Source organism: Pseudarthrobacter sp. (genome assembly GCF_036675385.1).
Taxonomy (GTDB): domain Bacteria; phylum Actinomycetota; class Actinomycetes; order Actinomycetales; family Micrococcaceae; genus Arthrobacter.
The window spans coordinates 1-12,870 of record NZ_JAKFFD010000056.1 but is presented as its reverse complement, the minus strand read 5'-3'; the positions used below and the strand labels follow the sequence as shown (position 1 = coordinate 12,870).

The following is a 12,870-nucleotide window of genomic DNA, read 5'->3' as shown; positions in this document are numbered from 1 at the left end:
GATGTCAGGCTCCAGTTTCCTGGTCGCCGTCAACGCCCTGCTGCTCAAGAGGCTGCGGCTGCCCCGGCCCGAAACACCGGAGGCAAGCACGGCCCGCCCGGTCCGGCCGCTGGCCCCGGCCGGTAACCGCTAGGCGTCCCGGCCGTGGACATCCGCCTCATCTCCCGGGTGGTGTTCCTGCGGGCGGCGTGGCGCAAACGCGACCGGTGGGACGCCGCCCGGATCGCCGAGCACCAGGACCATGCCCTGCAGGAGCTGCGCCGGGCAGCCTACGCCGGGTCGGAGTTCTACAGGCGCCACCACACAGGACTGCACGACGCGCCCTTGGATCAGTTGCCTCCTGTGACGAAGGCTGACCTGATGGCCCACTTCGACGAGGCAGTCACCACGCCGGACCTGCGGCGGGCGGATCTGGAGGCGCACCTACGGTCACTGACCGAAAGCAGGGGAGACCCGGGAGTGCCATAGCAGGGCCGGTGGTGGGCTGCGGCGACGGCAGGGACCACGGGCCGGCGCGGGACCTTCGTCTGGAACCGCTCCGAATGGGGCACCGTCCTGGCCTCCTATGCCCGGGCGAACGACTGGGCCGGGATCTCCGCAGGGCCGACCCGGCCACTGAAAATGGCACTGGTCAGCTCCCGCGTCCCCACCCACCAGTCCGCCGTCGTCGGGGCGTCCCTGCGCTCCCGGCTTGTCCCCACCCTCCGCCTGGACGTCACCGCACCCATGGAGGACACGGTCGCCGCGCTGAACCGGTTCCAACCCAGGATCCTGGTCGGCTACGCCTCAGCACTGAAACCTCTCGCCGCGGAGCAGCATGCCGGACGCCTGCACATCTCACCCCAGGGCGTGATGTCCGCCTCCGAAGTGCTCACCCCGCACACCGCAGCGGAACTCGAAGCGGCGTGGGGAAGCGTGCCCTTCGACGTTTACGCCGCGACCGAAACGGCCGGCATCGCTTCCCCCTGCACCTACCGGAACCGGCACGTCTACGAGGACCTGCTGATCATCGAACCGGTGGACCAGGACGGGAACCCCGTGCCGCCCGGCACTACTGGGGCGAGGCTCCTCGTGACCGTGCTGTTCTCCCGCACCCTGCCGCTAATCCGGTACGAAATGTCCGACTCCGTCAGACTGGGCGGACGAGGCTGCCCGTGCGGGCGCGCTTTCACTTTGCTGGGAGACATCGAAGGGCGGCTCGAAGACATTCTGAACCTGCCAGGCAGGCAAGGACCGGTCAGCATCCACCCGATCGTGTTCCACCACGTACTCGATGAAGCCGGCAGTGCGGGGTGGCAAGTCATTCAGGAGGCCTCGGGGCTCCGGGTCCTCCTGGCGGGCCTCGCGCCCGGGGCATCCATCGAGGGAGTCCGTGCCGCTGTCATCGGCGCGCTCAACGCGGCCGGCGTTGTGGAAACCCGGGTGGACGTGCAGCTGGCCGATCACCTCGAACGGACAGCCCTTGGTAAAGCGCCGTTCGTACGAGGGCTTGCCGCACCGCACTAGGACGTAAGCCCCTAACCGGGGTCTGCCATCAGGGGTAGCATCTCGCCATGGAAAAGGCTGGCAAGAATGCGGTTGAGCGTCTCGGCCCGGAAGCCTGCTGGGATCTCTTGCGGTCGGACACTGTTGGTCGGCTCGCAGTCGTCGTCCAGCGCCGTCCGGACATCTTCCCGATTAATTACGTTGTCGACGGGGAGACTTTGGTCTTCAGGTCAGCGGTCGGCAGCAAGTTTTGGGCGGGTCTAGACGTTGAATCCGCGTTAGAAGTTGACGGGTATAAACCGCGGACGCAGATGGCGTGGAGCGTGGTGGCCCAAGGAAAAATCCGGATCGTTCTTGACCCTCTCGAAAAGAAGGCTGCAGACACTCTGGGTCTGCAGCCGTGGGAGCCAGGGGAAAAGAACATATACATGCGCGTGGTTCCCGAATCCATAACAGGACGCCTGTTCCATACCGTAAAGCCTGACATCTGGAAGATTTCCGAGGTTGATCGGCGTAGGTCCGCCTTCGAATAGGTGGGTGATCCCTGGCGACCGAAACGTCGCAGGACCATCCATTGCAGCGCGGGGATTGAGAGCCAGAGAACGCTTCCGAGGACGATGACCAACGGCAGCATAAGCGGTCATTAAGGTCCATGCCGCCCGTACTGCGGGGCAGCATTCCGATGGACCAGGCGATGGCAGCTCCCGTGGCCGTCGCGCCAACCCTATACGACAATGGCCGGAGCCCCAGCGCTAGCCATATTTCGGACCCGAGCACATGCGACGTCAGTCTGGGCAACGCTGGGAGGCTATTTTGTGTTCGGTTCGCGGGGCTGCCGGTGCCGGTGGTGCAGTGCGTAGCTATCAAACACGGCCGAGGACGTCGTCCCTGGATGACCGAATTTGCCGCGAAGTACTGCGGCGAGATCTTCCAGGGCTGCATCAAGCATCCGTCCGGCAAATCGGAGTTCCTTGTTTTCACTGGCTTGGGCTTCAGACGCGAGTTGCTGTGCGTAAGTGACGGTGGCCGGCAGGGAACCCCTCTGCTCGACTTCGTGGAAGTAATAGGTTTCATGGAATGAGAGCAAATCTATGCTGACCGAAGCCACGTTCCCGGCCAGTGATTCGAGCAGCCCGGCAGCATGCCGTGGATCCAGTGAAGATGCGCCCTCAGGACCGGCCGCATCCCTGAACAGGTTCAGGCGGTGGGCAAGAGCCCGGCGACGGCTAAGAGCCGGGTAGGTTTGCAGGATCCAGGAGACCGTGGCCGTGAGCAACCCGAACCCGGTAACGGCCTGGGATGCCGTCACCAGCCTGAGCAGAGGATGGCCTGCCACTATTTCGCCGTACCCAACGGTGGATAGAGTGACCATGGAGATGTAGACCGCTTCGACGAAGTCACCCCGTTGCGGCACACCGCTTTCGTAAACGAATCCGTCCGGCAAATGTGGCAGGTAGAGCAGAGCCCAGCCCATGACGGCCAGCCCTGCCCAGGCGCCAATAACAGCGGCCATTGCCAAGGGAGCCGCGATCGTGGAAGCGCGCCCTCTCAATCTGGAGAGAAGCCAGAATCCGCGCATTATTGTCCTGCAGACCGGGCCGGACCCGTGCGGGTAAAGGAGTGTATGGAAGACGTCTGCAACCATTAGCAGAATCAGCACGGCTCCTAACACCGTCCAGAGCGCATCCTCGAAGTCCATGCCTTATCTTATGGTCGGGAGAACCCTGTGCGTGTTGCCTCTGTAGCCTGCGGCCGTCATGGCCCTTGCGAGCCCTTTCGAAGGTGGGAAAACGCTTGGGAAAACCCGGAGCTAAAGACCTCCAGATCGGGGATGGCGCCGGTGTTGGCGACGATGACCATGTTCAGCTGGCCTGAGTAAGAAAGGGCGCGGATACCAGGGGATATTGTCTTGCGCCACACCGACAGCTGGTACTCGGGCTCTACTCACGCCCGAGCCGGACGCATAGAATCACGGCCATGGGCACTTCACAGCCGGGACCGAAAGCCGAAGTTTTTACCGTGGAGGACTGCTGGAAATATCTGGCGTCCTCCTACATCGGCAGGCTGGCAGAAATCAATGACCAGTGCCGATATCAATAGCACGACGAACAGAATCGCGGCAATTCCGGCGGAAAGATAAAGACCACGCCATGAGTGACCCGTTCATCATGCCAAGTATTGGCCGAAGCGCTGGGCTGCTGCCGCTCATCCATGACGTGCCCGCCGGGGTGTGCGTTCTTCCGGGCCTGGGAATACTGGTTCGTTATTCACTGGCCGTGGGTTTGGTCCCTTGAATGGGCGTCCACCACGTGTTGGGGGCCGCGACGCTAAACCGGCGCCCGGAGATTGAATCGGGCATTACCCGTACGAAGTGGTCTTTCTTTCCTGCTTGCCAGGGAAACAGCGGCAGGGAGAACGTGTCGAGAACATCCTTTGTTTTTGTCAGAAGTTCTGCCTTGCCGCGGATCACAACGCTCCAAGCCACTCCTGTTTCCGGATTAACCCCATCGGCTTCCATAGCTACGGGATAATCACCCAAGGCGCCTTCAAGCTTCGTCCCCGAGTCTGTCCGGAAGACTATCGTGCCGTGGTCGGTCGTGTAGTTAATGGGAAAAATATCGGGGCCGTCTCCGACCCATACCGCCAGGCGGCCCACAGATACCAGCCGCAATAGACTCCAGCACTCGTGGACAGCCAACCGCTCGGTCGTAGTTTCACTCGGCTTGTTCTCCATATGCCGATCCTAGGCACAAGTGCTTCCAATGCACAGAGCCTGGGTTCTCCTCCCTGGCGGGCGGAGGACCTGGGTCAACTGCCTTATCCGTACTGTGTGTATGCTCGGCCGCCTGAACATCTCCGAGGAGAGGACGGAAAAGAGCTCCGCCAACAAGGCCCTCCGTCTTCTGGATCTCCTGGCCTAGCTCCGTGTAATGGCGCTATTGGTCCGGCCGTCGACGGCAGCGACGGCGATGAGGAACCAGTAACGGGCGGTCCAGGCCTTCGGGCTCTGGCGGAGGGCCGGCATCGGGTTCAGAATCGGAATAGTAACTGGCTCAGTCCGAAAGGTGCCGGTCATGATGTGGGGTTACGGGAACATGGGCTGGATATGGCTCTGGGGTTTTCTCATGCTCGCGGGGACCGCGGTATTGGTTCTGCTTGCCGTCCGGATGTTTGGCAGCGGTAACGGATATGGCCAGAGCGGCCGGCAGGGGCCGGGCGGGCCCCCACCGGGAAGGAGCAGGGCGCGCCAGATCCTGGATGAACGCTTCGCGAAGGGAGAGCTGACCGCGGAGCAGTACCGCGCCCAGCTCCGGGTGCTGGGTGAGGGGCCGTAGTGCAGCCCATCAGCCGGCGCAACGCTCTGCTGCTGGGCGGACTTGGCGTAGCGGGCACCGTCGTGGGCGGGGCAGGCCTGTTCTGGACACTGACATCCCGGCCCGCCCCCGTCACGGGAGGTGAGCTGACCCAGCCACCGGATCTGCGCAGCGAAGGCGGCCGGCTGGACGTCCGTCTCGTCGCGGGGCCGGGGCGCATACCGCTCGCAGGGCTGCAGGCCTTGGCCCTTGCCTATAACGGGGGGATCCCGGGCCCAACTCTTCGTTTGCGGCCGGGAGATGTCCTGGACGTCCGGCTTGTCAACAACCTGGATCGGCCAACAAACCTGCATGTGCACGGGCTCCATGTCTCCCCGCAGGGCAACGGCGACAATGTCTTCGTGTCCGTGGATCCCGGCAGCACCTTTGACTACGAGTACAGGCTTCCTGCCGAGCACCCGCCGGGCGTGTACTGGTACCACCCGCACCGTCACGGCATGGTCGCCGATCAGATTTTCGCCGGCCTCTTCGGAGCGATCATCGTGGAGGACCCCCAGCCCGTTGCGGCCAGCCGGGAACGGGTGCTGCTGGTGTCCGATATCACCTTGGACGGACTGGGCAACATCCCGCCGGTCTCAGAGATGGAACGGATGATGGGCCGCCAGGGCGAATTCATCCTCGTCAACGGTCAAAGCAACCCGCAGGTCAGCGTCCGCCCAGGAGAGCGCGAAAGGTGGCGGATCGTCAATGCGTGCGTGTCCCGCTATCTCCGGCTGCGGCTCGATGGTCAGCAGTTGCAGCTCCTGGGCATCGACTCCGGCCGCTTCCAGAAGCCGGTAGACGTGGAAGAGCTGCTGCTGACACCGGGAAACCGGGCAGACCTACTGGTCACCACGGCCGCCGGTGACTCTTTCCTGCGCGCGACTTACTACGACCGCGGTACCATGCCGGGGATGATGGGTAGTGGCGGACCCGGCGGGCCGCGCCCGGAGGATCCAAACCGAGTCGCCTTGGCGACACTGCACGTAGCCGGCGAACCCATTGAACCCTTGAATGCCGTGGCCGCCCGGGCGGAACCGGATGACCTGAGATCCTCCCCCGCGGCAGCCCACAGGCAGCTGACTCTCGGCACGGGAATGGGCATGATGCGCTTCACCATCAACGGAGGGGAGTTCAACGAGGCCAGAACAGACACAACCGTTGCGGCCGGCAGCGTAGAGGAATGGACGCTGGTCAACACCAGTCCCATGGATCACCCGTTCCACCTCCATGTGTGGCCGATGCAGCTCATCGAGGAAAACGGTCAGCTCCTGGATTCCGTTGTTCGACGGGACGTTGTCAACGTCCCGTCGAACGGGCAGGTGAAGGTCAGGGTGGCTTTCGAGGACTTCAGGGGCCGTTCCGTATACCACTGCCACATCCTCGACCACGAAGACCAGGGAATGATGGGCGTCATCGAAGTTCGTTGAGCAGCTTCACGGTCGCTTTCGGCCCACATCAATGCCTGAGCGGACTCATTCTGCGACGGTTTTCTTACGGGCGGCTCTTGGGTCTTTGGGCCTTGTTTGGGCAGAGCAACCCCCCGTAGGATCTCCACATGACCGACAAGAAGATAGTGCCTGAGCCAGAGATTCTCGATCCGGACGATTGTTGGAGGCTGCTGGGACAAACGCCCGTGGGACGGCTCGCGGTCATCGTCGATGGCCATCCCGACGTCTTCCCGGTGAACTTCACGATCGACAACCGGACACTCGTCTTCCGCACGGGCAGCGGAACAAAGCAGCAGGCGATTGAAGCCGACGCCGTCGTTGCTTTGGAGGCGGACGCGGTGAGCGCCGAATTCGGCTTGGCCTGGAGCGTTGTGGTCAAAGGTCGGGCTGAGGAGACAACGCCCACTGGTCCGGCCATGGACGAAATCCGCCGCGCACTTTTCCCCTGGCAGGGGGTTGGACAAGACCATCTGATCCGGATCGTTCCCCAGTCGGTAACAGGCAGGCGCTTCAGCGTCACCACGTCCATGTTGTGGCGCACGTCCGTGGACGAGGCCACCCGCGCGGGACTTGAGTAATACAGAGAACGCCAGGGGCTGCTGAACCTGAATAGCTTAGGCGGTTCGAACTAAAGTTGCGCCCCGATCAGATCGTTCACGGTGGGCTTGCGGTCGGTGAACCTGGGTCCGGTGGGCTCGGCCCTCACCCTTCGGCGTCTAAGCCTTATCATTCCGCAGTTAACGGCAGCACGTTTCTGGTGAGCAACTCTGCTGGGTTCTATCCGCCTGTCCGTGTTGATTGTGCCGGGGGCAGGCTTGGGACATTAGGCCCGCGGCTCAGCCGGACCGAAGACTTCGTACTGGATGTCCTTTGGCGGGACCCCGCGCGCGACCAGAGCTGTGCGTACGGACTGCATGAAGACCACCGGCCCGCACAGGTAGTACTCCGCGTCCTCTGGCAGGTCGACTTCACGGACGTCCATGAAGCGCGAGAATACGTCGCGGTGGCTGGCTTCCGTTTCGATCGGACCGGGCGCGGTCAGGAGCCAGGTGGCCATGGAGGAACAGGACTTTTCGCTACGCACCCGCTTTCGCCAGGCGGGACAGCCTGCCTGCCATCGGCGTATGCCGATTCCGGCGCTGGCGAGCACCACGGGACGGTCGGTGTACTCCATGACCACGTCGCCAAACGGTGCGGAGAGAACCACCTCGACTCCGACGTTCACGGAGTCGTGGAGGAGGTTGGACATCTCTCCGTCGGGCCGGGCGTCCGGACCCGCTTGACGGCGAACTGCCGGTGGCGGCCGTCGTCGGCTTTGGTGAGGCTGTACTGGCGGGGCTCGTGGACGCCGTCGGGCATCTTCATCTTGATGGACACGTACTGGCCCGGCAGTGAAGGCTTGACGTCACGTTCGTCCGTGCGCTCAACTCTGAAGGTGGCCACATCGGGACCGAGGTCGGGGTGAAGCTGAAGAGCATCCTCAGACAGCCGGTCAGAACCCTCGAACACGGAGCAGGAACTCCTGCCGCGTCAGAAGCGCTCCGGCTGTTCGCCCAGGTTGAAGTACCCCCCTGACACGCGACGGTTTGATTTCCACGTAGAAGTCTTCGAGCGTCGGGACCCACGTCTTGAGGTTCAGCGCCTCGGCGGCGGCAATATCCGTGCTGTGCTCAAGGACCCTGGCTGTCCCTTTGACTACGGAAGCCCTCGACATGTCGCTTACTGGGCGGGTGTCGCTGAATTGAGGGAGGCATTCGAAGCTACCGGTGGCGGCGAATGCGGCCATACGCGTGCAACCGATGGTGACGGACACACCTGGGAGAGCTGCCGCTTGTGAAGGCATAATGAGACAGGGGAGATATCGGCTGCCGCGTGGACTAGCCTTCCTCGCGCGGGGTTACCGTCCCTGCTGTGTCACCACCGTCGATGACGAATTCGGCTCCGGTAACGAACGACGATTCGTTCGAGGACAAGTAAAGGACGAGGTCCGCAACTTCCCCGGGATGGCCTATTCGGTTAAGCGCTACATGGCTCATGTCAAACGTCATGCCGGCCGTCATCGGAGTAGAGATAACACCGGGATGGACTGAGTTCACCCTGATGCCGTGGTGCCCCAAGTCGAGCGCAGCACTCTTCGTGAGTCCGCGCACGCCGAACTTCGAGGCCGTGTATCCCGGGATCTGCTCATATCCCCGCATGCCGGCAATCGAGGAAATGTTGATAATGGCCCCACCCGTGGACAGCTTAAGTGCCGGTATGGCCGCCTTGATCCCGTTGAAGGTGCCGGTCAGGTTGACGGCGATGACGGTGTTCCATTGCTCCAGGGTGTAGTCCTCAATCGAGGCGAAGTTCACGATGCCTGCATTGTTCACCAGAATGTGAAGACCTCCGAACGTCTCGACGGCGGTCGTAACTGCGGCCTCCCAGTCCTTCGGACTGGTCACATCGAGGTGAACGTAGAGGACGCCCGAGCCCATCCGCTCCGCGGCTTCCTTTCCCTCGTCGTCCAGAACGTCGCCTATAACGACCTTCGCGCCTTCACCGTGCAACCTTGAGGCCACAGCGGCGCCGATGCCGCGTGCGCCCCCGCTGATCAGGGCTACTTTGTCAATGACGCGTTCCATGTGATGTTCCTTCCTTGGCGGCGGATAGTGGTGACTTTGGTCTGCAACACTGTTCCGGGGTAAGCAACGGCACCGCTCTCATCCTTTGTGCGCATCCAAGTGTGCGGCCACGAATGTCCAATGACTGCAGATGCCCAGATGACCGTGATAATGAAGCCCAGGGCTCCAGAGCGGAACCTGGTCCACCCGTAGTGGTGCGCCGCGTCAGGGCAGGTTCCAAGGAGGTTGGAAAGAGCTTCGCGGCGAGGCGTGGATCGTCTTTCAGCAACTGTTCCGCGGTCATGATGCCAGATCCTTGGTTTTGCGGACTGGAGGGGAGGGCTGTGAGCCGTCGTGTTGGCCCTTTTCCGCGGCATGAACCACCAGCACTGGGCAGTGTGCGTGGGCGACGCAGGCAGAACTGACCGAGCCCAGCAGTTGTCCCTTGAAGCCGCCGTGTCCCCGTCGGCCGACTACAAGTAGAAGCGCCTTCCTGCTGGCTTCAATCAGTGAAGAGCGTGCAGGGCCGTGCACCAGCCGGGAGACCACGTTTCGAGGCTGCTCGGGGCCGAAGGCCTTTCGGACGGCTACTTCGAGGGACTCCTCCGCGGGGCGGGCGAATCCGTCAACTCCCATCGCGAGGTAGGCCTCATAGCCGATGGGAAACTCCCAGCAGGTCCATGCCTCGACCGTGGCGCCCAATGGCACGGCCAGTTCTTGCGCCTCCCGAAGAGCCTCAATGGAGGCTCGGGAACCGTCAACTCCAACAATGATCCGTGGGGGCTGTTTCCTGGCCATGGAGGTCTCCGGCTCGTCCGTTGGTGGCTGTGATCTAAGACTGGTCCGGTTGATCGGTCGTCGTTAGGGCCAAAGGTCACTGACCGGATGAGCACGGATTGCCGGGTTGGCGCCGCAGTTCTTCATGCCTCGGGTCCAAAGCCTCTACCTAACTGCTCCTAACGCCAGCCGTATGACCGCCCTTGAGTCGAGGCTGCTGATATCGCTTGGGCTGGTGGACGCCCGGCATCAGGATAGGTCTTACGTCGGCTGAACACTGCGCTTCAACGCTGCAAAATCAGATGTGACTTCGGACCCTGTCGATGGCAGCGGATCACGGGAAGACTAGATCCACGAGATGGCACGCTTCCTCCGACAGGGCAGGGCGGCCATCGCAGAACGCAGGAGGATCAGGCTATGGAAAGTGATGAACGTCCTGGAGCGGTACTGTCCGACGAACAGTCGTGGAAGGTACTCAAGCGATGCCAACACGGCCGCCTGGCCGTTTGCGCTTTGGGTAAGCCCGACATCTACCCCATAAATTTCCTCGCGCACGCCGGGGTATTGCTGATGCGAACAAATCCAGGAACTAAGCTCGCCGAACTGACGGTGAACGAAAGAGTCGCCTTTGAAGTGGACGAAGTGATCGACGAGGAGGCTTGGAGTGTGGTGGTGGTGGGAACCGCCAGAGTCATCGAGTCACAGTCTGAGATCGATGAGGCTGACAAGCTCCCGCTCAAACCCTGGATTCCGACGCGCAAGTACACATATGTGGAGATCACTCCGACCGTCATTCACGGCCGCCATTTTGAACTGGGAGACGAACCGGAGCGGTACTGAGAACTGATCACCGCGCGGAGGCCGCCGTTCATGCGAGGGCTTCCGATGAAGCGTCGTCAGCAGCTGCTTGGTCCAGCTGGCCGCGTTGTCTTCTTCACCGCTGCGCAACGGCCCGTCGGCGCCCATGGCATGGAGGCCACGGGCTTGGAGATGGTCTCGGTAGGGGACCAATGTCCGAGAACTCCGCGGCAGCCCACTTTTCAGGATCCGGTGAGGTCCACGACCGGAGCAGAAGCGGCGCTGTTCTTCACTGATTCAAGGTTCTCCAGAGCTTCGTCTTTACCACCGTAAGCTTCGCTTGTGACAATGACCTCCCCGTTGCCACTCTTGATCCTGAACCTGAAGAAACCAGCGTTGTCGGTATAAACCTCAATTTGGTCTTTCATGGCAAAACCAAGTCTGCGGTCCCCATGAGCATGAGAAAGCCCCAGAGCCAAATCCAGCCCATGTTTGTCCCGCAGCCCCACATCATGACCGCCACCCTTCATCTCCACTTACTACTCCGATTCTGAACACATTGCCTTCCCGCCGACAGAGTCCAAGGACCTAAACCGCCAGAGGCACCTGCCGTCAAGATAGGTGTCCGGATCGAATACGTGGGGAACATGAGCAGGCGCGCCAGATCGCCGAACAGCTCGAGCGAGGTGATTCGAAATCGTCCCGGAGGGTGGGGAGACCAGTCGAGAAGGCATTTCGTCGGACGTCTCTTCACTTGTCGGATGCCTGGGTCTGGGATCAAGGGCTTGGGGTCTCTACTTAGCGATTATGCGGATAGGCGCCTTACAATTCGACTGCGCGGCTGAGTAATCGAGGCCTGTTTCAGGCGACGCCGTCGCCATCTGGCTGCAGGTCGGCTCCGAACGGGTCCGTCTGGGCGCCGGTGACACACACGACAGTTCCCACTTGTTGCCGGTTAAGGGAAGGTGCTGGCTACCAGGCTGGGAACGGCAGCCGTGGATTCCGCTGCATACGGCTGCTGGGGGACCATGGTCTCCCAGCGCGGTACCAGCACCGTGAACGTCGGCTTCGAGGTTGCACTGGGCCGGCTCAAGACCGTTCCTGAGGACCGCTACCGGGAGGCAGCGGTCCTGTTCGGCTGATCCGTGCCGGACCCTGCTTCTAGCCGCGTTCTAGCCGCGCGTTATCTCGATCTTCCTCGCCGGCGGCTGCTGGGCAGCCGTAGGCACGGGCGTCCGGACCTCCAGCACCCCGTCCTTGTAGGAGGCAGTGATGTCCTCCTGTTGAACGCCGTCGGGCAGAGCGAGCCTCCGGACGAATGAACCATAGCGGAACTCCGAGCGGTAACTGTTCTTATCCTTCTGCTCGGACTTCTCCCTGCGCTCGGCCTTGATCTCAAGGGCACCGTCAACGATGGTGACGCTGACGTCCTTGTCCGGATCGATTCCTGGGAGTTCGGCCCGGACCACGAGGGTGTCGCCTTCAACCGATTCTTCGACGCGGATCCCCGAGGCCACGGTGTCACCTTCGAAAAGTCTTTCAATCATCTCGACGGGGGAGCGCCGGGTGTCAAACCATTTCATCAAATCAGCCATGTCTTCCTCCTTGCTCAGATGCCCGTCGGGGCAGGAGATGTGCCCGACTCCTTAAGGGTTGCGGACACGGCAGACAGGACCCAGAGGCTTTGGTCCTGTCTGCCTGGGAAGAAGGCGCTGACCGTGTGGTTCGTGAACGCTGGGACCGGAGGGCATGGATCAGTTCCATGGGCAGCTCGTCAGAGCCTCACGCAAAAGTTCTCGCCCTGGATGACTGCTGGAAGTACCTGCAGTCGTCCTATATCGGGCGCTGGCCGTGATCAACGGTGCGGTCCCCGAGATTCTTCCCGTGAACTTCGTGACCGTCGGGGAAACGGTGGTTATCCGCACGGCGCCCGGAACGAGACTTCGTGCCCTGCTCAGCGGCGTCGTGGTGGCCTTTGAGACAGACGGGCTGAACGCTTACGCCACAGACGTGTGGAGCGTTGTGTCAAGGAAATGCCTGGGTCGTTGCCGTGGACCCAGCCAGTCTCCAGAAAGCCGTTCCTGACCGCGAACCCTGGCAGTCCGGACTCAAAGAGCACCTAGTTCAGATCACTACGGAGGTCTCCGGGCCGCAGGATCTTTCGGCGAACTGTGTCGAGGGCCGCGTCTCCTTGCGCCAGTCGATCGACAGGGTGCCGCCGTGCGTGGACCTGGCTCAGTGACAAGACCTCAAGGATGGCGACGGCGGCGGCTCAAGTTGTCACATTGCCCGCGGTCCTGCCGGGCTCCAGGGGCCGGGAGATTAATACAGGTCCCGTGGTGTGGTGAAGGACTGCATGGGCAGTTGACCCGATAGTTCCTCTCAGGAGTCCCCGGCCCTTGC

General features: G+C 62.1%; 19 protein-coding genes and 1 pseudogene. 10 read left to right on the top strand and 10 right to left on the bottom strand.

Going from position 1 to position 12,870, the window contains the following annotated elements; genetic code table 11:
* The first annotated feature begins 144 nt into the window (after nt 1–144).
* The 3 genes from V6M49_RS05045 to V6M49_RS05035 all read left to right on the top strand — a co-directional run bounded on the left by V6M49_RS05045 (nt 145) and on the right by V6M49_RS05035 (nt 2,018).
* The gene (locus V6M49_RS05045; protein ID WP_332760371.1) at nt 145–468 is read left to right on the top strand and encodes a hypothetical protein; all 324 of its coding nucleotides are present in this window, start codon (nt 145–147) and stop codon (nt 466–468) included.
* A gap of 153 nt (nt 469–621) precedes the next feature.
* The gene (locus V6M49_RS05040) at nt 622–1,506 is read left to right on the top strand and encodes a hypothetical protein (protein ID WP_332760370.1); all 885 of its coding nucleotides are present in this window, start codon (nt 622–624) and stop codon (nt 1,504–1,506) included.
* A 47-nt stretch (nt 1,507–1,553) separates the two neighbouring features.
* Entirely contained in the window at nt 1,554–2,018 is a 465-nt protein-coding gene (locus V6M49_RS05035; RefSeq protein ID WP_332760369.1) for a pyridoxamine 5'-phosphate oxidase family protein, read from the top strand.
* Nucleotides 2,019–2,293: 275 nt separating this feature from the next.
* Here V6M49_RS05035 and V6M49_RS05030 read toward each other — a convergent pair whose 3' ends face one another.
* Together V6M49_RS05030 and V6M49_RS19890 are read right to left on the bottom strand one after the other, a co-directional pair.
* Entirely contained in the window at nt 2,294–3,184 is an 891-nt protein-coding gene (locus tag V6M49_RS05030; RefSeq protein ID WP_332760368.1) for a potassium channel family protein, read from the bottom strand.
* 56 nt (nt 3,185–3,240) lie between these two features.
* Nucleotides 3,241–3,405, bottom strand: coding sequence for a hypothetical protein (locus tag V6M49_RS19890; protein WP_442959694.1), 165 nt, complete (start codon nt 3,403–3,405; stop codon nt 3,241–3,243).
* Between the two features lie 57 nt (nt 3,406–3,462).
* Here V6M49_RS19890 and V6M49_RS05025 point away from each other — a divergent pair, with 57 nt between their 5' ends.
* Nucleotides 3,463–3,585 carry a hypothetical protein gene (locus V6M49_RS05025; protein WP_332760366.1) on the top strand — a complete coding sequence of 41 codons (123 nt, stop codon included), beginning with the start codon at nt 3,463–3,465 and terminating at the stop codon, nt 3,583–3,585.
* Nucleotides 3,586–3,748: 163 nt separating this feature from the next.
* Here V6M49_RS05025 and V6M49_RS05020 read toward each other — a convergent pair whose 3' ends face one another.
* Nucleotides 3,749–4,219, bottom strand: a complete 471-nt coding sequence (locus V6M49_RS05020) for a pyridoxamine 5'-phosphate oxidase family protein (RefSeq protein ID WP_141141143.1) — start codon at nt 4,217–4,219, stop codon at nt 3,749–3,751.
* 183 nt (nt 4,220–4,402) lie between these two features.
* Nucleotides 4,403–4,561, bottom strand: coding sequence for a hypothetical protein (locus tag V6M49_RS05015; RefSeq protein WP_332760364.1), 159 nt, complete (start codon nt 4,559–4,561; stop codon nt 4,403–4,405).
* Between V6M49_RS05015 and V6M49_RS05010 the strand changes: the two genes are divergently transcribed.
* From V6M49_RS05010 to V6M49_RS05000, 3 genes are all read left to right on the top strand, one after another.
* Nucleotides 4,560–4,820 (top strand): SHOCT domain-containing protein, encoded by a 261-nt coding sequence (locus V6M49_RS05010; RefSeq protein WP_104062542.1) that lies wholly within the window; start codon nt 4,560–4,562, stop codon nt 4,818–4,820. The two genes, V6M49_RS05015 and V6M49_RS05010, sit on opposite strands and share 2 nt — an antisense overlap.
* Nucleotides 4,820–6,268, top strand: a complete 1,449-nt coding sequence (locus V6M49_RS05005; protein ID WP_332760362.1) for a multicopper oxidase family protein — start codon at nt 4,820–4,822, stop codon at nt 6,266–6,268. Before V6M49_RS05010 ends, V6M49_RS05005 begins: the two co-directional genes overlap by 1 nt.
* Before the next feature lie 128 nt (nt 6,269–6,396).
* Complete coding sequence (locus V6M49_RS05000; protein ID WP_141141141.1) at nt 6,397–6,867, top strand: pyridoxamine 5'-phosphate oxidase family protein; 471 nt, start codon at nt 6,397–6,399, stop codon at nt 6,865–6,867.
* Nucleotides 6,868–7,112: 245 nt separating this feature from the next.
* On the opposite strand, the gene V6M49_RS04995 is transcribed toward V6M49_RS05000, so the two are convergent.
* The 4 genes from V6M49_RS04995 to V6M49_RS04980 form a co-directional block, all read right to left on the bottom strand.
* Nucleotides 7,113–7,538 (bottom strand): hypothetical protein, encoded by a 426-nt coding sequence (locus V6M49_RS04995; protein WP_332760360.1) that lies wholly within the window; start codon nt 7,536–7,538, stop codon nt 7,113–7,115.
* Complete coding sequence (locus V6M49_RS04990) at nt 7,511–7,798, bottom strand: hypothetical protein (RefSeq protein WP_332760358.1); 288 nt, start codon at nt 7,796–7,798, stop codon at nt 7,511–7,513. The genes V6M49_RS04995 and V6M49_RS04990 overlap by 28 nt, the downstream gene beginning before the upstream one ends.
* A gap of 368 nt (nt 7,799–8,166) precedes the next feature.
* Nucleotides 8,167–8,913, bottom strand: a complete 747-nt coding sequence (locus tag V6M49_RS04985) for a glucose 1-dehydrogenase (RefSeq protein WP_141141140.1) — start codon at nt 8,911–8,913, stop codon at nt 8,167–8,169.
* A 279-nt stretch (nt 8,914–9,192) separates the two neighbouring features.
* Nucleotides 9,193–9,690: a universal stress protein gene (locus tag V6M49_RS04980; protein WP_332760356.1), complete on the bottom strand. Its 498-nt coding sequence runs from the start codon at nt 9,688–9,690 to the stop codon at nt 9,193–9,195.
* Between the two features lie 396 nt (nt 9,691–10,086).
* Between V6M49_RS04980 and V6M49_RS04975 the strand changes: the two genes are divergently transcribed.
* Nucleotides 10,087–10,509, top strand: a complete 423-nt coding sequence (locus tag V6M49_RS04975; protein ID WP_141141138.1) for a pyridoxamine 5'-phosphate oxidase family protein — start codon at nt 10,087–10,089, stop codon at nt 10,507–10,509.
* A 200-nt stretch (nt 10,510–10,709) separates the two neighbouring features.
* On the opposite strand, the gene V6M49_RS04970 is transcribed toward V6M49_RS04975, so the two are convergent.
* The gene (locus V6M49_RS04970) at nt 10,710–10,997 is read right to left on the bottom strand and encodes a YegP family protein (RefSeq protein WP_246848823.1); all 288 of its coding nucleotides are present in this window, start codon (nt 10,995–10,997) and stop codon (nt 10,710–10,712) included.
* A 432-nt stretch (nt 10,998–11,429) separates the two neighbouring features.
* Between V6M49_RS04970 and V6M49_RS04965 the strand changes: the two are divergent.
* A pseudogene (locus V6M49_RS04965) lies at nt 11,430–11,609 on the top strand (6-phosphofructokinase); the annotation flags it as partial.
* Nucleotides 11,610–11,639: 30 nt separating this feature from the next.
* On the opposite strand, the gene V6M49_RS04960 reads toward V6M49_RS04965, so the two are convergent.
* The gene (locus V6M49_RS04960) at nt 11,640–12,062 is read right to left on the bottom strand and encodes an Hsp20/alpha crystallin family protein (protein ID WP_332760353.1); all 423 of its coding nucleotides are present in this window, start codon (nt 12,060–12,062) and stop codon (nt 11,640–11,642) included.
* A gap of 256 nt (nt 12,063–12,318) precedes the next feature.
* Here V6M49_RS04960 and V6M49_RS19885 point away from each other — a divergent pair, with 256 nt between their 5' ends.
* Nucleotides 12,319–12,552 (top strand): pyridoxamine 5'-phosphate oxidase family protein, encoded by a 234-nt coding sequence (locus V6M49_RS19885; RefSeq protein WP_442959693.1) that lies wholly within the window; start codon nt 12,319–12,321, stop codon nt 12,550–12,552.
* The last annotated feature ends 318 nt before the right edge of the window (nt 12,553–12,870 follow it).